Annotated in this window: 12 protein-coding genes; 5 read left to right on the top strand and 7 right to left on the bottom strand. The window is 59.7% G+C overall.

Annotated features, from left to right (window positions below; genetic code table 11):
* Window positions 1–855 (top strand): apolipoprotein N-acyltransferase (gene lnt, locus OXH56_15105; GenBank protein MCY3556641.1); only part of this gene is annotated, 855 nt, incomplete at its 5' end.
* A gap of 120 nt (window positions 856–975) precedes the next feature.
* Here lnt and xerD read toward each other — a convergent pair.
* On the bottom strand, window positions 976–1,860 hold the full coding sequence (gene xerD, locus OXH56_15100; GenBank protein MCY3556640.1) for a site-specific tyrosine recombinase XerD: 885 nt from the start codon (window positions 1,858–1,860) through the stop codon (window positions 976–978).
* 111 nt (window positions 1,861–1,971) lie between these two features.
* The gene (locus OXH56_15095) at window positions 1,972–2,982 is read right to left on the bottom strand and encodes a mannonate dehydratase (protein ID MCY3556639.1); all 1,011 of its coding nucleotides are present in this window, start codon (window positions 2,980–2,982) and stop codon (window positions 1,972–1,974) included.
* A gap of 108 nt (window positions 2,983–3,090) precedes the next feature.
* On the opposite strand from OXH56_15095, the gene OXH56_15090 reads away from it, so the two are divergent.
* Both OXH56_15090 and OXH56_15085 read left to right on the top strand, forming a co-directional pair.
* A complete protein-coding gene (locus OXH56_15090) occupies window positions 3,091–6,288 on the top strand; it encodes a carboxypeptidase regulatory-like domain-containing protein (GenBank protein MCY3556638.1) in 3,198 nt (1,065 codons plus the stop codon).
* A 139-nt stretch (window positions 6,289–6,427) separates the two neighbouring features.
* On the top strand, window positions 6,428–7,273 hold the full coding sequence (locus tag OXH56_15085) for a fumarylacetoacetate hydrolase family protein (protein ID MCY3556637.1): 846 nt from the start codon (window positions 6,428–6,430) through the stop codon (window positions 7,271–7,273).
* Between the two features lie 24 nt (window positions 7,274–7,297).
* Here the strand turns inward: OXH56_15085 and OXH56_15080 are convergent, their stop codons facing one another.
* The 5 genes from OXH56_15080 to OXH56_15060 all read right to left on the bottom strand — a co-directional run bounded on the left by OXH56_15080 (window position 7,298) and on the right by OXH56_15060 (window position 17,434).
* Complete coding sequence (locus tag OXH56_15080) at window positions 7,298–9,733, bottom strand: hypothetical protein (protein MCY3556636.1); 2,436 nt, start codon at window positions 9,731–9,733, stop codon at window positions 7,298–7,300.
* 375 nt (window positions 9,734–10,108) lie between these two features.
* Window positions 10,109–14,257 carry an Ig-like domain-containing protein gene (locus tag OXH56_15075; GenBank protein MCY3556635.1) on the bottom strand — a complete coding sequence of 1,383 codons (4,149 nt, stop codon included), beginning with the start codon at window positions 14,255–14,257 and terminating at the stop codon, window positions 10,109–10,111.
* Between the two features lie 115 nt (window positions 14,258–14,372).
* A complete protein-coding gene (locus tag OXH56_15070; GenBank protein ID MCY3556634.1) occupies window positions 14,373–15,149 on the bottom strand; it encodes a phytanoyl-CoA dioxygenase family protein in 777 nt (258 codons plus the stop codon).
* A gap of 2 nt (window positions 15,150–15,151) precedes the next feature.
* Entirely contained in the window at window positions 15,152–16,435 is a 1,284-nt protein-coding gene (locus OXH56_15065) for a mandelate racemase/muconate lactonizing enzyme family protein (GenBank protein ID MCY3556633.1), read from the bottom strand.
* Between the two features lie 72 nt (window positions 16,436–16,507).
* Window positions 16,508–17,434 (bottom strand): phytanoyl-CoA dioxygenase family protein, encoded by a 927-nt coding sequence (locus OXH56_15060; protein MCY3556632.1) that lies wholly within the window; start codon window positions 17,432–17,434, stop codon window positions 16,508–16,510.
* Between the two features lie 300 nt (window positions 17,435–17,734).
* Here OXH56_15060 and OXH56_15055 point away from each other — a divergent pair, with 300 nt between their 5' ends.
* Together OXH56_15055 and OXH56_15050 are read left to right on the top strand one after the other, a co-directional pair.
* Window positions 17,735–18,967 carry an ATP-binding protein gene (locus OXH56_15055; GenBank protein ID MCY3556631.1) on the top strand — a complete coding sequence of 411 codons (1,233 nt, stop codon included), beginning with the start codon at window positions 17,735–17,737 and terminating at the stop codon, window positions 18,965–18,967.
* 28 nt (window positions 18,968–18,995) lie between these two features.
* Entirely contained in the window at window positions 18,996–21,650 is a 2,655-nt protein-coding gene (locus OXH56_15050) for a tetratricopeptide repeat protein (GenBank protein ID MCY3556630.1), read from the top strand.
* Window positions 21,651–21,739: the final 89 nt, after the last annotated feature.

The following is a 21,739-nucleotide window of genomic DNA, read 5'->3' as shown; positions in this document are numbered from 1 at the left end:
GAACAGGGCATTAAGTGGTCGGAAGAAGAGCTTCAGCGTACCGTGGACGTCTACCGGGATCTGACGCGGTCGATAGTGCCCCAGGACCCCGAGTTCATCGTGTTTCCTGAGACGGCGATGACCTTCTGGCTGGAAAGCCCGGCTTATGAAGCGTACAACGAACAGGTGCACGCGTTGACCGAGGAGGCGGGGGTTCCGCTGCTTACCGGGGCGCTGGGTTACCGTCCCGGTGAAGAAGACATCTACAACAGCGCCTTCCTGTTGCTGCCCGAACGAGGTATCGTGAGTTCCTACAGCAAGATGCACCTGGTGCCCTTTGGTGAATACCTGCCGTTTCCGAGTATGTTTTCCTTCCTTTCCGGGCTGACCGGCGCGATCGGCGACCTCACGCCGGGGGACGAACTGACCGTGATGCCGCTCACCGGGCAGGATATGCGTGTTGGCACGGTCATCTGCTACGAATCCATCTTCCCGGACCTGGTCAGAAGATTCCCGCTGAACGGCGCCGACGTGCTCGTGGTCATGACCAACGACGCCTGGTTCGGGACCTCATCGGCACCCGCCCAGCATTTCTCCATGGCGGTGCTGCGCGCCGTGGAAAACGGCACGCCGATCATCCGGGCGGCGAACACGGGGATATCGGGGTTCATCTCCGCCACGGGCGCCATCTATGGCACCACGCCCATGATGGTCGCCACAACCACCGTTGCGAACGTGCATCCGAACCGGGGCGGGGTTACATTTTACACCCGTTACGGCGACGTATTCGCCCTTCTTTGTTGCGTGCTGGCCGTCGTCGCGGCGGCCCTGGCGGGCAGCAGGACCGTCAGCCTCTTCAGGCGTCCACCGAAATGACCAGGCCAACCCGGCCGCACGCACAGACCAGGCCGTCCGGGCAGACCACATTATCCGGGCTTTCGATGCTGATCAGGCTCTCCGGCAGACTATGCTGTCCAGAAAGCACGGCTGCTTTCTTCACCCTCGCGGATGGAACCGGGCGTACACGTCCTTGAGATATTCGCGGTCCACGTGGGTATAGATCTGCGTCGTGGCGATATCCACGTGGCCCAGCATTTCCTGGACGGCACGGAGATCGGCGCCCCCTTCCAGGAGATGGGTGGCGAAGGAATGTCGCATGGTATGGGGACTGACTTTCTTTTCGAGGCCCGCCAGTTCCACGTAGGTATCCATGATCTTCCATAGGCCCATGCGGGACAGCCGGCCGCCGCGGGCGTTCAGGAAGAGCAACTCGCCGCTCTTCGATGAGGCCAGGGCGGGGCGGACCTTGTGCAGGTAGTTTCGAATCACGTTGATCGCCTGGCGGCCCACGGGAACCAGGCGCTCTTTGCCGCCCTTCCCGAAGATGCGCGCCAGCCCGGTGTCGAAGAGGAGATCGGGCCGCCTGAAATCCAGCAGTTCGGACGCGCGGAGGCCAGTGGCGTACATGAACTCGAGGATCGCCCGGTCTCGCAGTCCCAGTGACGTCGTGTGATCGGGTTGTTCGAGCAGCGTCCTGATCTCTTCCCGGCTCAGGACGACTGGAAGGCGGCGGGGCTGCTTGGGCACCCGGACGTGCTCGGTCGGATCGGCGGTGGCCAGTCCCTCGCCGATGAGGAATCGGTGGAAGATCCGTACCGCCGATACGTGCCGCGCGATGCTCGAAGGCGCGAGCCCGCGGCGGCGCAGGTACGTGATGAATCCCTGCACGTCCTGGCGCGTGGCGTCCGAGAACGAAGCGATCCCCCGCCGGTCGAGGTGGTCCTTGTAGGAGGTCAGGTCGCGGCGGTACGCCTCGTGGCTGTTCGGCGACAGCCCCCGTTCGATGAGCAGGTGGGTAAGGAAATCGTTCAGTTCATTCATGACGCGCGCCGATCTTTCCCCGGGAGAGGTCGGGAACGAGGTATCTCACCTGCGCGGTCAAACATTTCCCGCCGGCCCGTGCCCTTACGCGGCGGCGCACTCCGCCCGTGCTTACGCGGCAGCGCACTCCGCCCGTGCCCGGTCGGCATGCGCTTTCATGTACGCGATCGAGTAGGCGTAGCCGATCCGGCCGTCTCCCGCCATCTCGGGGATGTGGTCGGGGATCATGACCCCGTAGAAACCGGTCTCTTCCAGGACACGTGCGGCCTGGTACATGTCGAAGTACCCGTTGTCGATGAAGGTCTCCACGAAATGCGGCAGGGGCTGGTCCACGTTCCGGTAGTGGACCTTGAACACCTTGCCCTGTTCGCCGAAGTGGCGCAGCGATTCCTCCACACCCTTGCCCATCAGCGATCCGCCCTCGAGCCAGCAGCCGACGCAGAAGCAGAGCCCTACGTTCGGGCTGTCGGCGATTTCCATGGCCCGGTAGTAACCGTCGTAACTACTGAAGATACAACGGGGGATGCCGCCGAGTTCCGGCTGGGGAGGATCGTCCGGATGGATGCCGATCCGGACGCCCGCTTCCTCGGCGACCGGTGCGACTTCCCCAATGAAATGGGCGAAATTGTCCCAGATTTCGTCCTCGCTGTACACCCGACCGTGGGTCAACGGCATCCTGAACATCCGCCCGCCCCAGTGGCCTTCCTCGGCTTTCGCCAGGTCGAATCCCCGGGCCGGCGCGCCGCCGCGGGTCGTCTCCCGCTCCGTACTCCAGATCCCGTTCCCCATGTGGGCATAGGTCGTATAGGGAATGCCGGCCCGGCCGAGGTCGCGTATGTAGCGCTTGTACTGTTCCACCTTCGCGTCCCGGTTCGGCAGGTTGAGCACGATGGCGTCCTGGTTGTGCACGTCGCTGTTCCCGAAACCGTAGATCTTGATGCCGGCTTCCTCGTAGATCTCCCGCCGGCTCATGAAATAGTCGTAGTTGGCGTGTTCGCCATCCGTCCAGAGACAGACGTATTCAATACCCAGTTGCCGGGCGAACTGCAGGTCCTCCTGCGAAGGTTCGGGAGACATCTGTCCCGCGATCTTGAGGCCGGGTTCTATTTCCATTAGCGCCATGAGAGGCTCCTAAAATGAAAGTTTCCGTTTCGTATTTGGACTTGTGGGGTATTATATTCGACGTTCCCGGAATTGTGAAACGAATTATCGAAAAGGAGATTGCGGTCCATGGGCATTCCGAGCCGGACGGTCCCGAACTTCGTCCTGACCCTCGTCCTGATCCTCGTACTGGTCCCCGTCCTGCTCCAGCCGGTCCCGGCTTACCCACAGGGCATTACGACCGCGGCCCTCTTCGGCAGGATTCTGGACGACTCCGGTGCGCCGCTTCCCGATGCTACGGTGGTTGCCCTGCACGAGCCGACGGGTGTCTCCTCCGGCGTCTTTTCCCGTGCCGACGGGCGGTACAACATCGCGGGCTTGAGGACCGGCGGTCCGTACGAGATCCGGGTCAGCTACATCGGGTATCGCACCGCCGTCCGGCAGGACATTTTGCTGACCATGGGCCAGAGCCTGCGTGCTGATTTCCAGCTGGACAGGGACCTCATCGAGGCCGGGGAAATCACCGTTACGGCCCACCGGGACGAGGTGTTAAACGCGTCGAACACTGGTACCGAGACCCACGTTTCGGCGATCGAGATCGCCCGTCTGCCCTCGATCGCGCGGAGCATACAGGACTACACTCGGCTGGCGCCCGAGGCCGCTTCGAAGGCGGGCGGTCAGAGCATCGCGGGCAAGAACAACCGCATGAACAACTTCCAGGTGGACGGCGCGGTCCTGAACGACGCCTTCGGGTTGACGGGCGAAGGGCTGCCCACGGGCCAGGTGGACGCCCAGCCGATCAGCCTGGACGCCATCGAGGAATTCCAGGTGCATGTGGCGCCCTTTGACGTGCGCTCCGGCGGTTTCGCGGGAGGGCTCATCAACGCGGTGACGCGCAGCGGAACGAACCGCTTCCGGGGTTCTCTGTACTGGTTCGGCCGGAACGAATCCCTGGTGGGAGACCTGGACGGGGACGAATTCGGGGATTTCACCGACTACCAGCTCGGATTCCGGCTCGGCGGCCCGGTGGCCAGGAACCGGGCGTTCTTCTTCGTCAACGGAGAGTTGCGGCGCCGTTCGAGCCCTTCGAGCGCGGGTCCCGCGGACTCGGACCAGCCCATCCGCTTCGGGGGAAACTCAGCCGATCTGCAGCGGATCGTGGACATCGCCCGCGAGAAGTACGGTTACGACGCCGGCGGATACGACCCTTACTCACAGGATACGCGGAACGAAAAGATCTTCGCGCGGCTGGATGTCAACCTTTCGCCCGGGCACCGACTCACCCTGCGCCACAATCTGGTGAACGGCGACCTGGACGACGGGCTGAACCGGGGACGCACCCTCTTCACGCTTACCAGCAACCAGTTCAAGCGCGACAACGTCACCCATTCTTCGGTCGTGCAGCTCAACAGCACATTCTCCCGCAGCCTGGCCAATGAAGCGCGGATATCCTACAGCCGCGTGCGGGACAAGCGGTCCCCGCTGTCCGCTTCCTTTCCCCAGGTCGGGATCGATCTCGAGGAACCGGGCGGCGCGTTCCTCGGCGAGGTTCGGCTCGGCGTGGAACGGTTCTCCCAGGCCAACACGCTGGACCAGGACACCTTCGAGTTCACCAACGACCTCCACCTGTTCAGGGCGGATCACACCATAACAATCGGCACGCACAACGAGTTCGTCTCTTTCGACAACCTGTTCATCCAGGACTACTACGGGGCCTACGAGTTCGACGGTATCGAGGCCTTCGAACAAGGCACCCCCACCCGCTACCTCCTGAGCCGGTCCAGCGTGCCCGGCGTCGAACAGCCCCGCGCCGCCTGGGACTACGTGCAGCTGGGATTCTACGTCCAGGACAGCTGGAAAGTCAGTCCGAGGCTCAGCCTGAACTTCGGGCTGCGGACCGACGTGCCGATCCTGCCGGACGAGCCCCTGGCCAACGACCGCTTCGCCCGCCAGTTCGCCGGCCACCGGACGGACCGGACCCCGGACGGGCAGGTGCTCTGGTCTCCCCGCTTCGGGTTCAATCTCGACGCAGGAGGGGACCGAGGGACCCAGATCCGCGGCGGCGCCGGCGTCTTCGCGGGACTGCCGCCGGCCGTCTGGCTTTCCAACGCATACAGCAACAGCGGCGTGGACTTCACCCGCATCGATCTCGCCACCTTCCGGGATCAGGAAGTCCCCGCGTTCGTGGCCGACCCCTTCGCGCAACCGCTGCCGCTGGACGCAGGTCTCTCTGCGCCGCAGACTTCGGAGGTCAACGTCATCGATCCCGCGTTCCGGCTGCCCCGGGTCTTCCGCACCAACCTCGCCCTCGACCGCAGGCTGCCACTGGACCTGGTCGGTACCGTGGAAGTCCTGCTGGCCCGGAACCTCGACGAGGTCCGGTTCCGCAACCTCAACATCGGGGACGCCGGCAGGCCGACCGGTGTGACGCCGGACGGACGGCCCGACTACGGCGGCAGGAAGGTCAGCGGGGATTTCACGAACGTCATCCTCCTGGAGAACACGGACAGGGGCCGGCAGTTCAACCTGACGCTGCGGCTGCGCAAGGGACAGGACACACCTCTCCTCCCCGGACTCTTCGGCAGCGTGGCATACGTGTTCCAGGATGCGGAGGACATCAACAGCGGACGGTCGAGCCGGGCCATCTCCAACTGGCAGTACAACGAGACCGACGACCCCAACGGCGAGACGACGGCCACGTCCGATTTCGAGGTCCGGCACCGGGTCCTGGCCAGCGGGTCCTGGAAATTCGAGATCGGACAGGGGCTTCCAACGACGGTTTCCGTCTTCTACGAAGGCAGCGCGGGAGATCCGTACAGCTACATGTACGCCGACGACGTGAACGGCGACGGGATCCGGGGCAACGACCTCGCCTACATCCCGGCGAGCCGAATCGACGTGAGCACAGAGGTCACCGACGACGAGTGGCGGGCGGTCGACGCATTCATCGATTCCGACCCCACATTGCGCGCGGCCCGGGGCGGCATCGTCCGGCGCAACGCGAGCCGTTCGCCATGGCGGAACCGGCTGGACCTGCGCCTGATACAACAGTTGCCTTCCGTGCGGAACCAGCACTTCGAACTGACGCTTGACGTGCTGAACCTGACCAACCTGTTCAACAGCGACTGGGGCCAAAGCCGATATGTGCGGTTCGACGCCGCGAGCCTGTTCAATTTCGACGGGTACGACGAACAGGGCAGGCCGGACCTGGATCTCCGGGTCCGGGACGCCAACGAAGACGGAAGGGTCGACCGCGAGGACGTGTTCCAGACCACCAACCTCTCGTCCCGCTGGCAGGTGCAGGCCGGGGTGCGGTATACGTTTTAATGGAGTTGACGGAACGCCGGGTCCGGTTATATTAACTCGTCCATTTCCGCCGACTGTGTATTCCGCTTTACTTGATTTTGCCGACAACGCGCCGGCACATATTACAGATGCATAACACATCCGTAGACAGGAGGATTACGTGAAACTGGCATTCTACGACGACTACACCCTGGGCGTTATCGAGAACGACTCGATCATCGACGTTTCGTCCGCCGTTTCAGGTGCCGGGGCGTCCAGCCCCCAGGCTCAGATCGAAGCGGTCATCAGCGACTGGGATACCTATGGCGGCCGCATCGCCGAGGCCGCGCAGGGCCAGGCCGGAACGCCCCTATCCACGGTCAGCCTTCGGGCGCCGTTGCCGCGCCCGGGACAACTGCTCTGCCTGGCGGGGAACTACATCGAACCCGATCACCCCACCAAGGAGACCTTCAACGCCTTCCTGAAATCCAATACGTCCGTCATGGGCCAGGACGCGGTCGTGGAACTGCCCGACACGGACGCCTCGGTCTTCCATTTCGAGCCCGAACTCGCCCTTGTCATCGGCAAGCGGGCCAGCAAGCTCAGCGCGGACGAGGCCCTGGACCACATCTTTGGCTACACCCAGTTCATCGACGTCTCGGCCCGTGGACTGCCCGGCGGCTTCTTCCTCGGCAAGAGCTGGCACACCTTCGGTCCGATGGGTCCCGCGCTGGTAACGGCTGACGAGGTGGGCGACGCCAATGACCTGCCCGCGAAGATGTGGATCAACGGCAACCTCAAGCACGACTTCTCCACCGGCGAAATGGCCCGGCACATCCCCGAACTCCTGGCCGAAGTGACCGCCGTGGTCACCCTCGAGCCCGGCGACGTGGTCTCCACGGGCACGCACCACTACGCCCTGAGTCCCGTCCAGGACGGCGACAGCCTTCGCCTGAACATCGACAAGCTGGGGCCGGCACTGACCATTACCTGCGCGGATGACAAGAAGCGGATGTGGGAGCGGTAGGGGTTCGGCGCGGGTGTTCCCCACTTACCTGTAGTAACGCCAGTCGTATCCCAGGCCGACCTGCAGTTCGAACTTGACGGCGGCCCGGTCGACGTCGCTGTCCCGGTGCAGGAAAAGGTTCGCGTCGAGCGTGGCCGAAAGATCGTCCAGCAGGCGGAACCGCAGGTGGTTGTAGTGTTGCACGGACATCGTCTGGCGCTGTCCGGTGCCCCAGAAAACCCGGGCCTGCGATTCCAGGGTATTGCCTTCCAGCAGTGTGGTCCGGTACTCAGGCGCCAATTCGACGCCCACGACGTTCACCGCGGTGATCCGGTCTCTTTCCAGGGCCAGGCCGACACGGACGATCGCCTGGGAACCCAGATCCGTCTGGAGACCTCCCTTGAACCGCAGCACGACGGGGTGTTTCTGTCCTTCGCCGCCCGTCCATACCGTGTTGACGTCCAGCCCCAGAAATGGGGACAGTGGCGAGGACGGCAGGGAATAGAGCAGTTCGCCGTCGATCCGGTCCACGGCCTCCCTTTGGCTTCCATTGTTGTTCAACCTGCCGTAGCCTGTCCTCAACTGTGCTGAAAACGATCCCGCCGGGGTGTAACGGGTTGATTGGTGCTCGACGCGAACGAGCCAGGCCAGCGACTCCTCGCCGCTCAGGAACGGATCGCGGCTGTACTGGTCGGCAGGTCCTTCCAGCGTAGTTTGTGAGAGGGAGCCGTTGAGCCGCGTGCTGCCCTCCATCACACTTCGCGGCCCGCGCCGGATGCCCTCCCACCGGTCCACGCTCCCGCGTAGCCGAACATGGGTCGTCACCAACTGCCGCAGACCGATGCGTGTGCCCGGATCATTCAGTTTGCGTGCGTTCCTGGCCCGTTGGGTCAGGTCCGGGTCCGCCAGCATCATCGGCATGGCCACCACGTACGTCCTGGCCAGGTTCAGCGGCTGACCGTCAACCGCGCCGGATACGGCATCGTACCCCGCGAAGACCACGTCGTGTTCCCGCGGCAGCCTGCCGGCCCATGCCCGCAACTGCCGTCCCGACACGGCAATACGGACGAGCACGTCGTCGTCGCGCACCAACCGCGTTACCGAACGCAGGCGGATCTCCCCGTCCAGTGGTACCGGCCGCAGGGCGTGCCGGTCGATCGCGGCGACGTCGGCCGCCAGTCTCGTGCGCGCCAGGTCGGCGATCCAGGAACCGGTATCCTCGATGGGTGCCCGGGTCTGGCCAATTCGGACGTCATAAACTTCGCGCACGGTCTCCATGTGCCCGGCGACGACAGCCGATACCCCGGGATCCAGTGGCGCGGGCGTCGGTGCTGGTGCGACGGGATCCGTTCCCGCGGGATCGGATGAATCGGAGGAATCGGGAGTGGTCGCGAGATCTGGAAGCGCGGACGAACCGGCGGGTACCAGGACGGGGCTAAGATAGGAAATGGAGGTCATCCCCCCTTCCCGGCGGAAGGTGATTTCGAGCCTGCCCAGATGTGTGCCCCGTCCCGGCGTGGTAACCAGGTATCTGCCATCGACGAACCGGACCACATGCTCCGCCGGGCGCGGTTCGGGACCGGCAGCCGTGCCTCCCGCGATGAACAGCTGTACCTGGGGAAAGGACAGCGCGAGATCCCTTGCCTCGTCCATGCTCATGTTGACCAGCGCGATACGTACGTCCGCGCGGCCCGCAGGACCGGCCAGTAGCGATTCCAGCGTCTCGCGCGGATCCTGGATATCCAGGGCCGCGAGGCCCACCGATGAAAGGTCGTCGGCCATCCGGGACGAGACGAGGCCCATGACGGCGATCTGCAACCCGCTTCTTTCGGTCAGCAGGAAAGGAGCGATGGAGTCACGGATCGTGTCGGCTGTGCCACCGACCTCGTCTTCATTCTCGTCGACCGCGTTTCCATTGCCGTCGACCGTATCGCCGAATTCAAGGTTGGCGCTCAACATGGGGAAATCCGCCTGGCCCACACGGGTTGCGAGCGTGTCGAGACCGTAGGTGAACTCGAGCCCGCCTAACGCCATGGCATCGTATTCCGCCATGTTCATGAGTTGAAACAACGTGCGGCAGCCGTCCACGTCGCAGGCCGGCGTCGCGTCCATCGCGTTCCCGCCGTCCAGGACCAGGGTCGGAACGCCGGCGCCTTCATGGACACGGATCATCGACACGAGTGCGGCCAGGCCACCTAGGTACGCTGCGTTTCCCGGATCCAGGTTCCCTGCCGGATCCGTATCGCCCAAGCCGTCCTCGGAGTAGATATTGCCCCGCAGATCGTTGGTGTGGAAAAGGGTTAGACGATGTTCGGTAACCTGGGTGGCGATCTGGGCATCGGTCTGGTGGGCAGCCCGGGCGTTGACTTGGTCGGCGCCCCTGGCACTGACCTGGGCGTTGGCTGTTGGCGGAGAATGAACGCTTCCTGCGGCCATGCTCCACCATACCGCCGCTGTAGCCAGCAACAGGATCTTTGTCATATCAGGAATTACTGATGTAGTTTTCCATGAGGTCATTTCTGAATCGTCGATGGTGTTATTTGGTCGACGGCTTAGTCCTGTCGACGGCGTAATATAACGTTCACAGGTCGCACCGCAACGCAGAGATTTTGGTTTAAGTGGCTTCTGAGGTATTTTCGGTTATATGGAAGGAAGTCGGAGTTAAACTGGTTAATGGTGACGCGGATTCATTAGGGATGAACAGACGGAGATGGCCTGGTCGAATTCTGGTGTATCCGTTCAGCAAGGAAGTGGAAGGAATACCACTCACGAGCGGGGACGACAAACCGCGCGCCGTCAATCCCTGCCAACAGCATGTATTCAGCTTGTCAACATCCTTGAACGTGTTCAGATTCCTTAGTTTTCTGCCTCGCAGTAACTAAACTGCTTGGTTTCAATACCATCCAGCCAGGTCTGGAACGCGTCGGTCCGAGGCACGCACAGTCCGGTGCCGTCCAGCCTCAGGTCATCGAGGCTGGTCAGGCCGGTGAGGGCGCTGGGGATCGATCCGGACATCGCCTCGTTGTTCTGAAGGTACAGCCCCTTCAGTGCGGTCAGGTTACCCAGCGAAGCGGGTATTCCGCCGCTCAGTTTATTGTTTTCAAGATACAGCCACTGAAGCGTAGTGAGGTCGCCCCACGCCGACGGAATCGTGCCGGTAAATCCATTGTCGTTCAAGCTGATTAACGTGATACTCTCGAGTGCTCTCAGCGCAGGCGGCAGACTGCCGCTCAAGTCGTTATGATCGAGGCGTACGTCGAGCAGTTTGGAAAGGTTACCCAGCGCCGCGGGAATTCCACCGGTCAGTTGGTTACGTGAAATGTCCAGGTATTGTAGGTTTTCCAGTTGGGCCAATCCTGTGGGGATCTTCCCTGACAACCTGTTACCTCTGAGGCGCAGGCGGTTGACACGCCCTTCATCGTCAATACTGACCCCCCACCATTCGTCAATGGGACTGGAACTCAACCATTCCAAACTGAGTCTCCAGTTCGGACCGTCCGTTGCGTTGTAAATCGTCACCAATATTGCCCGTTCATCCACTGATCCCGTACAGGGTTTGATTGAACTTCCGCCTACCAGTCTCCTCAACCAGGTCTTGAATCCTTCGGCCGACGGTGCACAAAGGCCCGTACCACCACCCTGAAGCACGCCCAGGCCGGACCTTACGAATGCGAAAGGAATCTCGCCGGACATCCGGGAATTGTTGTTGACCCGCAATGCATAGAGGTCCGGAAGTTCCGCCAGGAAGGCTGGCAGACCGCCTTCAAGGTCGTTGTCATTGAGGTTTAAGGTCCTGAGCCTCTGCAAGTCGCCGAAAGACGATGGGATGGTACCTGTAAGTTCGTTTTCGCCAAGCGTCAACTCCTGGACGCTCTCAAGATCGCCCAATCCGGAAGGGATCCCGCCAGAAAGCTCGTTGTCATAGAGTCTTAGCATTTTCAAGTTGGACAAACGGCCTAAGCTGGATGGGATACCTCCACTCAGACTGTTCTGGCTGAGGTCCAGTGCTGTAAGTTTGGAAAGTCCGCCCAGAGACTGCGGGATTCTTCCATCGAGTTCATTTTCATTTAGTTTCAGCTCGGTCAGATTGGTCAGTCTACCGAGGGAAGAGGGGATCGCTCCGGTCAGGGAATTCGTGCCGAGGTTGAGCGACCGCAGGTTTGACAGGCTTGCCAATCCGGAAGGAACCCCTCCACTGAAATCATTATCCTGGAGATTCAGGATCTTCAGTTTGGTCAATCCGAACAAGAAGGATGGAATCGTGCCGCTAAGGTGATTTTCTGCAAGATTCAGCTCACCTAGTTCGGTCAATTTCCCTAGCGAGGTATGCAGATTGCCAATCAGTCTCTGGTACTGGAGATGGAGCACAGTAACCCTTCCGTCGGAATCTACCTCGACTCCATTCCATTCAGATATAGGTCGATCACTCAACCAGTAGTTGTCGTTGCTCCATTCATCACCGTCCATGGCGTTGTAAAACTCGACCAGCACTTGCCTGTCATTTGGTGTAACAGGATCGGCGGGGTCCACCGGATCCACCGGATCGACGGGATCGACGGGATCGACGGGGTCGATGGGATCCACCGGGTCGCACATTGTTATCTGCCAATCCGCAATCGTGGCCAGCCATGCTTGCACTGCCGGGTCAGCCGGTGCGCAGACCATGGTACCCTGCAGCCATAAAACAGTCAGATCGAGGTCTGCAAGGCTACCCGGCAGTGATCCGGACAGATTGGGATTGTCGTGCAGTCGCAACTCATTCAGGTTTTGAAGGGCGCCCAGTTCACCGGGTATGCCGCCCGTCAGGTTGTTGACGCCCAGATCGAGTCTTTCCAGTTGGGACAGTCCCCCCAGGGCCGGGGGAATCATACCGGTCAGTCCGTTTCCGGGCAGTTCGATGGCGATGACCCCTCCGGAGGTGTCGGCCGAGACGCCGAACCACTGGTCCATCGGCTTCGCACTCAACCAATTGTCGTTGTTCGTCCAGTTCTGACCTCCCACGTCAAAGTAAAGCCTTTCCAGGGCGATCAGGTCGGGTCCTGCCTCGCAGTCCAGTACGTATATGCTATGGAACGAAAGACGCCACTCACGGAACGCCAGATCCCTGGACAGACAGACCTGCGTGCCGAAGAGTTGCAGGTATTCCATGTTCCGTTCGAGGAACGTCCGGGGCAAGGGCCCTTGCATTCCGGCGTTGTCCTTGAGATCCAACGAGATCAGGTTTTTTAATGTGCCCAGTTCCTCGGGTACTTCCCCGGTTAGTAAGTTCCCATTTGCCCAGATTTCGATCAAACTGGTCAATCCTCCTACCCCCGAAGGGATCTCACCGACCAGTCTGTTCTGGCCAAGATAGATTCTTTCCAGCTTGTCGAGTTGTCCGATGGACGGCGGAATGGGACCGTTGAGCAGGTTGTTGCCAAGATGAAGGTAAACAAGGTTCGCGAGCTTGCCTAACGTCGATGGAATCTCGCCGGTCAATCGATTAAGGTGGAGATCCATGGTGTCGAGCTTAGTCAGATCGCCCAGCGAAGACGGAATGGCGCCCGACAACTGGTTTACCTGCAGCAGCAGGCGGCGCATCTCCTGGAGATTGCCCAGTTCCGTTGGTATCTCACCGCTCAGTTCGTTGTCCACCAGGCCCAGAACCTCGAGATGCGGCAGGTTTCCGAGGATGGCCGGGATGGGACCCTTCAACCCGTTGCCGTTAAGCCAGATCGACACGACGTTCCCCGTCGAATCGACTTCAATACCGTGCCATTGGTCCAGGGGTTCGTCGGTGAGCCAGTTGGTATTGTCCGTCCAGTTCGGACCGTCGGTAGCGTGGTAAAAGTCGATGAGCAGTTCACGGTCCGTATCGGTTTCGCCGACCGAGATGGATACACTCGACGAGACCATACCGAATGTAGCGGTCACGCGCGTTGTACCGGACATTTGTGCCGTCACCACGCCCTGGCCATCCACGGAGGCCACGGCCGGATCCTCGCTGGTCCAGGTCGGTTCGGCACCTGTGATTTCCACGTCGTTGGCATCGCGTACCGACGCGGAGAGTTCGACCATCTCTCCGATCGAAGTCAGGCGTACGACGTCTGGAGTAATCACAATGCGGTCCGCCGCCTGTACAACCGTCACCATCACGCCGGCCGACAGTTCCTCCCAGGTTACCGTTACGCGCGTTTGTCCGTTCATGTGCGCCGTCACCACGCCCTGACCATCCACCGTGGCCACGGCTTCATCCTCGCTGGTCCAGGTGAGGTCCGGGCTCGGAATCTCCTGGTCGTTGGGATCAAGGACCCTGGCGGAGAGTTGCGCGGTTTCGCCGATGGAAGTCATGTTCACGGAATCCGGGGAGACGACGATGCGGCTCGTCGGGGTTACAATGGCGACGGTCACCGGTACGCTGGCCGACAGGTCTCCCGAGGTTACCGTGATCCGTGTTTCACCCTTCATGTGCGCCGTTACCACACCCTGATCGTTTACCGAGGCCACCATCGGATGCTCGCTGCGCCAGGTCCGCGGTGCGTCGTCTATCTCGGCGCCGTCGGCGTCCAGGACTACCGCCACGAGCCTCAGCGTTTCCCCCTCCGCCGTTAACCGTGCCGATACCGGCGTCACGACGATCCGGCTCGGCGTGCGTGACACCGTTACCGTGATGCTGGTCCGTAACCCGCCCGCGGCTGCGGTGATCTGCGCAGTGCCTGCGGAGCGGGCTACGACCACGCCGTCATTGCTTACGGACGCCACCGACGCGTTGCTGCTGCTCCAGGTGATGCCGATACCGGTCAGTGTATTCCCGGTCGCGTCATACAGGGTGGCGCTCAATCTCAGTATCTGGCCGGTGCCGGTGAGCAGACCGGAGGACGGTGTAATCACGATTCGGACGGGTGCGGGATCGGCGGGTCGGGTCGGTTTGGATTCTTCGCCGCAACCTGCTGTAAGGAGCAGGGGGACGAGGAGTATGAAGGGGACGAGGAGTAGGAAGGGGACGAGGAGCGCGCGCGGAAGCATTTTCATCGGGTGTTTCATCGAGTGATTCATTGGGTGATTCGCAGAAGTCGAAGGGCGTATCCCACGTTGTGCCTTGATTGTATTTGGGCATTTCCTTGACGAAATGATCACGAGTCTATACTGAGGCCACGATATGCCTGCACAGCCGCTGGCCTCGCGCGGACAGCCGGTTGTAGTGCTCCTGCGGCAGAGACTTCTCCTCGACGGCCCGATGCCACGGTGCATGATAGCCCACGCTCGTCATGGGCCGTTTCATGTCCGAGTGATTCGCCGTGCCCCCGTGCCAGCAGCGCACGTCGCGGATGATGGCCGTATTCGCCGGCGCGCAGAGATGGTTCGTGCGCATCCATTCCGGTTCCTCTTCGAGCGAAGGGATCGACGCCCGGGACCGATGGGTACCGGGAATGAACCGGATAGCGCCGTTCTCCACGGTGAATTCCACCATGGTGAAGTTGATGACGATAAACGGCGCCGGGACATCCCGGTGGGTCACCCGGCCCAGGGGATCGTTGAAGAGGTCGGTGTTCCGGTCGGAATGCAGGTGCTGGATCTTCGCGCCGGGCAGGGAGTAGTCGCCGCCCGCACCCGTGCAGGTATAGTCGTCGCTTGCCCAGATCGCGTCTATGATCGGCAGGATTGTGGGCAGGTCGATGAGGACGCACCATTCCCAGTTGTGCACCTGGCTGCCGAAGGAGTGGCGTGCGAAGCCCCGGTTCATTTTCTCTCGCCCGAACTCGGCTTCCTGCTCCGCCATCACGCGTTCAGCGCCCGATCGGACAAGGGCGAATTGCTCGTCGTCCAGGGGATTCGTCACGCAGACGAAGCCGTCCCGATGGAAAATCGCGGCGGCCCGTTCGATCGCGCTCGTTTCAAGTAGGTCGACTTTTAACATGATTACGCCTTGCTGATCCGGTATCCTGGATGCTCCGGATCGAAGAGGTCCGGCCGCAAGCGGGTACCCAGGCCCGGTCCCTCCGGTGGCCGCGCGAAACCGTGATCGACGACGATGTTGGGCTCGATGAGCAAGTCGTAGAAGGTCCTGATGTGGGCCCGGACGGACTCCTGGATGACGACGTTGGGCACGGCTGTGGCGACGTGGATGCCGGCGAACAGCGTAAGCGGACCGGTACAGTCGTGCATGGCCGCCGGGATGTTGTAGCCCTGGGCCATCTCGGCCAGCCGCCGCGTCTCGCTGATACCGCCCACCCAGGTGGGATCGACCATGAGGTAGTCGGCGGCGTTTCTCTCCAGCACGTGGCGGTAGTCCTCCCGGCTGATGTACATCTCGCTGACCGCCAGGGGCACGCCGGCCTTGTTGCGGAAGTCCCTGAGCGTGTCCACGTTGTCGAGCCGCATCACGTCCTCGAGCCACATCGGGTTCAGGTCGCGCACCGCCTCGGCGATACGCAGGGCGGCGGGAAGCTGGAAGAATCCGTGTCCGTCCAGGAGGATCTCGATCCGGTCGCCCACCCGCTTGCGCACCTCCTCCAGGGGCTTGACGCATTCCCGGACCGTGGACATGGGCAGATAGCTTGAGCCGTGGGCCCGGTAGGCGCGGTCGAAGGTCCAGAACTTCATGCCCGTGTACCCTTCCGCCACCAGTTCCTCCGCCAGGTCGCCCGCGGCGTGGTGGGCGGCCCAGTTGTCTTCCAGGGGACCGGGTTTGCCGATGTCGCCGTGACCGGGCCAGCCCTGTTCGGAGGGTGCGCCCGGCGGGCGACGTCCATAGGTGGGACCACCGCAACTGTTGTAGACCCGTACGGCTTCGCGAGCCTTTCCGCCCAGGAGTTGCCAGACGGGCCGACCGCACGCCTGGCCCAGGAGGTCCCAGAGAGCCAGGTCGACGGCGCTGAGGGCCCGCATCTCGGCGCCCCGCGAGCCAAACGCGCTGAACCGTTCGTAGAAGAACCGCCAGTGGTGTTCGATGGACAGGGGGTCGCTGCCGAGCAGCCGGCGGGCCAGCCAGTCATGGATGACGGCGGCCACCGCCTGGGGGACGTAATAGGACTCCCCGTGGCCGACGATACCCGCGTCGGTATGGATCCGCAGCAGGATCAACCCGGGCATGATGTCATCTGGGATGATGGTTTCCAGGGCCGTGATCTTCAGGTCGGAACTTCGCGGGACGGATGCGGGGTGTGGCGGGACGGCATCGAGGCCACCGGGGATTTCGGTCACAAACAACTCCTGACTACATCGCTCAGTAACACGGCGGGACGCACCGTTGGTCGAAACGATTCACCGAGCCGTTTACACCGACCGGTTGTCCAGCGAGTAGGCGCGATTCCCATCGCCCCCCAGCTGCCACGTGCCGCGAAACAGGGACTGCCGCTTTGGAGGCATCTTGTCGATGATCTCGTGGTCGAGGTTGAGACGGTGCCACTGCGCCCAGATCGAGTTGTAGCAGTTGAACACGGCGCAGCGCCGGTTGTCCGGATTGCTCCAGTCGTTCGCCGCGTGGATCAGGCTCTCGGTGAAGACCAGCATGGAGCCCGGCGGACAACTGTAATTCTCCAAGGCGGCGTAGAGACTTTCCTCCCAGGGAGATTCGCTGATGTTGGGACGGTACCGGTCCGGTCCGCCATAATTGAAATGGGCCTTGTGCGAGCCGCTCAGAAAGGAGGTGCCGCCGTATCCTGCCTTGACTTCCTCCAATTCCCAGACCACCCGGGTGAGTCCCGCGAAGATCTTGCCGCCCTGCACCTGGTAGCGCATGGCGTTGGCCTGCTGGGGAGGGCGCACGACATGGGGCAGCCCGGTACCCTTGACGGTCGATTCCCAGCCGGGATCCCGCACCATGAGGAAGGAGTTCTCGCAACGGAAACCGTAGTGGTCGTCCCCCACGAAGGGCGGTTCGGTCAGGATTTCGTTGAGAATGCCCACGACGGCCGGGTGATCGAGCAGGTTGGCCAGCTTGCCCTGGAAACCCCTTTTAAAACCGTTGTTCTTGCCCTTGTCGTCCGGTTCAACCGCGGCGTACACCTCGGCCTTCATCTCCTCGATCTCGGTCTCCGACAGCACGGAAGGCACGAGGATCCAGCCCTTCAGGTCGAAGAAGAACTTCTGCTCGTCGGTCATGGGGGTGGGGGCGGGGGTGGAAGTGGTGGCATTCTCGACGGCCATTGTCGACGCGTCCCCTTTGCCCGGTTCACTATCCGTAGCGTGCTCGGTAGACATTGTGCCTCCGATATTCAACTCGTGCGCCAAACAGCATGGCTTGCTCGACGATTCAATATACGATGCAAGTTCGGGTGTGAGATGATGTTTAGCAATGCCCGATTCACCGTCGGTTGTCAAGGTCAATCTCTCCGGTGGTCGATATCACTGAATCACATCCACGCAAAGCCTGAAAGCCTAAACTCAGTCAACCTGCCATCAATTCAACAAATATGTTGACAACAAAATTGTTGACTAGTATCTTGATCGGAGAAACTACACGAATTCCAGTCGGCTAAATCATAAAAAACAGGAGTTAAGATGAAATCTGTTACCGGACCATGGGTGAGTGGTAATGACTTTTTTGATCGAGAAAACGAACTACGCATACTCGATCAGCGTGTGCGGGATGGAAACCACGTGTTGCTGACAGGTCAGCGTCGCATGGGCAAGACCAGTATCGCACGGGAACTGGGACGTCGACTTGAGGAAGATGGATGGGTGTTTCTGTTTGCTGACGTTGAAGGTGCGACTGGCCCGGAAGATGTGATCTCGGATATTGCGGAAGCGGTACACCCGATTCGTTCGATCTCATCACGATTTGCACAAACGATGCAGCGATGGTTCACCGAGAGTTTTGACGAAACCGGTGCTTTTGATTTCCGACTGAGAGTACGGGCCGGATTGAGTGAAAAAAACTGGAAGGAACATGGGGGCGGATTACTTCGATATTGTGCTGCACATGCAAACCCAGTATTCCTCGTGATCGATGAAATGCCCATTTTTCTCAAACGATTGCTCCTTGTAGAGGGAGGCCGCCAGAGAGTCGACGAGTTTCTTAGTTGGCTGCGAGGAGTGTTGCAACAGGTCAGTGGTGGATCGCTTGTACTCATGGTATCCGGTAGTATTGGACTGACTCCACTCGTACGTCGACTCGGCATACCTGATCGCATAAACTATCTCGACCCATTCAGATTGGGCCCATGGAGCCGTGAAGCCACCATCGAGTGCCTGAATCGACTCGCCGACAATTCGACACTTAAGATCGATTCCGGTGTTGCAGAAGCAGTTTATGAGCGACTAGGTATAGGGATTCCGCATCAAGTCCAGTCGTTTTTCGCCAGGCTGACCGATCACGCACTCTTACAGGGCGAAAACCAGGTGTATGTTTCGGATGTGGAAGTCGTATACAAAAACGTACTTCTAGGTCCAGCCGGACAAAACGATCTTATTCACTATGAAACGCGCCTGAAGGATGCTTTGGGCGATGATCAGGATCACACCATAGCTATGGAAGTACTGGCAGAAACATCCACGAAGGAAGTCCTGACTCCCGAAGTACAACGAATACTCGGCAACCTATACTTACCCCTGGTAGATGACGCACCTGATCGCATCTCGGAGGTCCTCGACATACTCGAACATGACGGTTACCTGGAGTCACGCGAAGCAGGCTACCTATTTCCATCGTGCCTGCTGAAGGACTGGTGGGCCGCGCGGTTTGGTCATCATCACGTTCCTATCGAGCTACGTGGCCAGGTCCGCGATGAGTGAGGAGTATATCCAGAAGGAGGTGACCGCGATGAATGAAGAAACAGCCAGGGATCCGGCCCAGGCCCGTACGATACGGAAATTCAATCCAGGGACATTTCAGGCCGATGAAGAGGTAATCAGACAGTTCGTGGTACGACAACCTGAACTGGGGATCGTGACTGATGTGCTACGCGGGAATATTGAAACGCCTGCTTGCCAGCACGTCCTTCTTGTTGCACCTCGAGGCAGAGGCAAGACCATGCTGTTAGCCCGCGTCGCCGCGGAGCTGCGTGCTGACAATGAACTGTCCCGGAGCATGCTGCCAGTGCGATTCATGGAAGAAAGTCATGAGGTATTCGACATCGCCGACTTCTGGCTTGAAACGCTCTTCCATCTTTCAAAAGAGATCGCGCGAACTGATCCGGATCTCTCCCGGGAATTAAAGGCCACCCATGCCGATCTGGCCGGTCTATGGCGGGACGAATTCCTGGCGGAACGTGCCAAAGCCACCGTGATGAACGCATCGGACCGATTGGGAAGAAAACTCGTACTCATGATCGAGAACATGCAAACACTATGCGATGACGTGGACAGCGACTTCGGCTGGCAGTTGCGAGAGACATTGCAGACTGAACCTCAGATAATCCTGCTTGGCACCGCCACCAAGCGCTTCGAGCGGCTGGATGACGTACGGGAACCCTTCTTCGAACTGTTCCGAATACTTGAACTGAATCCGTTGGATACCGAAGCCTGCCAAAGGCTGTGGCAAGTAATAAGCGGCGATGATGTGTCTGAACGCCGCATTCGCCCGCTACAGATTCTTACCGGTGGTAACCCCCGCCTGCTGGTGATTGTCGCGGAGTTCGCCGGACATCGCTCGTTGCGGAAATTGATGGAAGAGCTGGTGGCGCTCGTAGACGATCATACCGAGTACTTCCGCGGACACCTGGAAGCACTTGCGCCAACGGAGCGCCGTGTCTATCTGGCCACGATTGATCTTTGGCGACCTTCAAGTACCGGCGAGATTGCTGCCCGAGCACGTTTAGATGTTCGCAGTGTTTCCAGTCTTCTTGGCAGACTGATCGAGCGTGGTGTGGTAAAGGTTCAGGGAACAGGCAGGAAGCGCTTGTACTCCGCTGCGGAGCGACTATACAGCATTTACTATAAAATCAGACGAGAACGGAGTGAAGCAGCTATCGTTCAATACCTGATACGGTTCATGGCGGTGTTTTACACCAAACATGAACTTGTAACGATGGCCGAGGGATTTCGATCAGAAGCCGCGGAGTTTCCGGATATTAAAGAGGGTTTAGATCGCGTAAAAGCAGAGATTCCTCACTTTGGCTATCTTTACGATCAAGTAGTTACAACAGTTGCGGAACCTGAATCATCCAATGAGGGGTTTCAACGACCTTTAACGACTGGTCTTTCACAGCGCCAGCAACTGTTATTCAGTCTTAGCCCCAAGTTGATTAAAGGAAATCTGTTGTATCATGCGGGCAAACTCGATGATGCAATTCCCGTTTTCGCTTCTATTGTTGAAGAATTCGGAAGCATAAGGATCCCGGACGTCGAATTACTTGTCGCCATGGCATCGTTATCCATAGGGCATATTTATGACCGAAAAGGAGAATACGATGCAGCGATCGCATCGTTTGACGAAACAATAGAACAGATTGGCAATAGCAAAGAACCAAGAGTGCAGATCTTCGTTGCTTCAACGATGCTCAGCAAGAGCAGATCGGAAGGTAGTCTCGGCGACCTGAATGCGGCATTAGCAACGACAGAGGCAGTTGTCAGTCGCCACGAGAAAACCGCTGACCCTCATATTCGGAAGGTTGTCGCTGAAGCGTTACTAAATAGAGGTATGCTCAAAGGGGAACTTGGTAAAAGAGAGGAAAAGATTGCATCGTATGAGGAGGTTATCAACCGATTTAGTGATGATCCGGAAGATGGGATGAAGATAGTCGTCGCCAGTGCGATCACCAACATCGGTGTAGCACATGGTCAGCTTGGGGATTTTGAAGCCGCTTACAAAACGTTCGATTCCGTCATTGAGCGTTACGGATCCAGCGAGTCGTCTGAACTGCAATCAGCTGTGGCAAGAGCGATGCTGAATAAGGGACAAGCACACGGCCATCAAGGCGAGAGTCACAAGGCAATAACAACGTTCGAGTACCTGGTTAAACGTTTCGGTGATTTGGAGACGTCTGATGGACTTGCGGATGTCGTTCGTGCCTTAAATGCCAAGGCGTATTATCAAATCACCCTTGAAATGTTTGATGAAGCACTGTGTACGTGCGACGATGCAGATAGACGGCTCCTAGGCGGAAACAGCGAGAACAGTCAGGAGAGAACCGTTACTTCCTGGATACGGATGAAAGCGCTGTATAACAAATCAGATGAAGACGCAGCTTTGGCCTTGTTTCAGACGATTTACTCTAAATTCGATCAGGATAACGAAGACTCAATGGGTATGATGCAATCCGGTGTAGTGGGTATGGTCGCCGAGGGTACGTCAGAAAGCGAGATTCTGAAAGTTTTGAAAAGCAACGAGCGGAAGGTTGAAGCACTGGCCCCACTTGTTGTGGCGCTAGGGGTTCGCTCAGGGGAGAATGTGCGTGGACCTGTAGAGGTTACGGAGGTGGCTGAAGACATACTACGAGAGATTGACGAAGAATCGAACAGGAGTAATCGTACATAGCGTAAGCCATAGTTGGGTTTGACCGGTCCCTCTGGGGTCTGTCACGGTTTTTGTGTAACTGACTGTTTCATGTGATGGGCACTCTGTCT

This window comes from Gemmatimonadota bacterium (assembly GCA_026702745.1).
In the GTDB taxonomy this organism is placed as follows: domain Bacteria; phylum JAAXHH01; class JAAXHH01; order JAAXHH01; family JAAXHH01; genus JAAXHH01.
This window is presented reverse-complemented; position numbering and strand designations above follow the sequence as displayed.

Coding starts and splice junctions, on each gene's coding strand:
- OXH56_15090 (MCY3556638.1), top strand. CDS start 3,091: ATGGGCATTCCGAGCCGGACGGTCCCGAACTTCGTCCTGACCCTCGTC.
- OXH56_15060 (MCY3556632.1), bottom strand. CDS start 17,434: ATGTCTACCGAGCACGCTACGGATAGTGAACCGGGCAAAGGGGACGCG.
- OXH56_15080 (MCY3556636.1), bottom strand. CDS start 9,733: ATGACAAAGATCCTGTTGCTGGCTACAGCGGCGGTATGGTGGAGCATG.
- OXH56_15095 (MCY3556639.1), bottom strand. CDS start 2,982: ATGGCGCTAATGGAAATAGAACCCGGCCTCAAGATCGCGGGACAGATG.
- OXH56_15050 (MCY3556630.1), top strand. CDS start 18,996: ATGAATGAAGAAACAGCCAGGGATCCGGCCCAGGCCCGTACGATACGG.
- OXH56_15055 (MCY3556631.1), top strand. CDS start 17,735: ATGAAATCTGTTACCGGACCATGGGTGAGTGGTAATGACTTTTTTGAT.
- OXH56_15075 (MCY3556635.1), bottom strand. CDS start 14,257: ATGCTTCCGCGCGCGCTCCTCGTCCCCTTCCTACTCCTCGTCCCCTTC.
- OXH56_15070 (MCY3556634.1), bottom strand. CDS start 15,149: ATGTTAAAAGTCGACCTACTTGAAACGAGCGCGATCGAACGGGCCGCC.
- xerD (MCY3556640.1), bottom strand. CDS start 1,860: ATGAATGAACTGAACGATTTCCTTACCCACCTGCTCATCGAACGGGGG.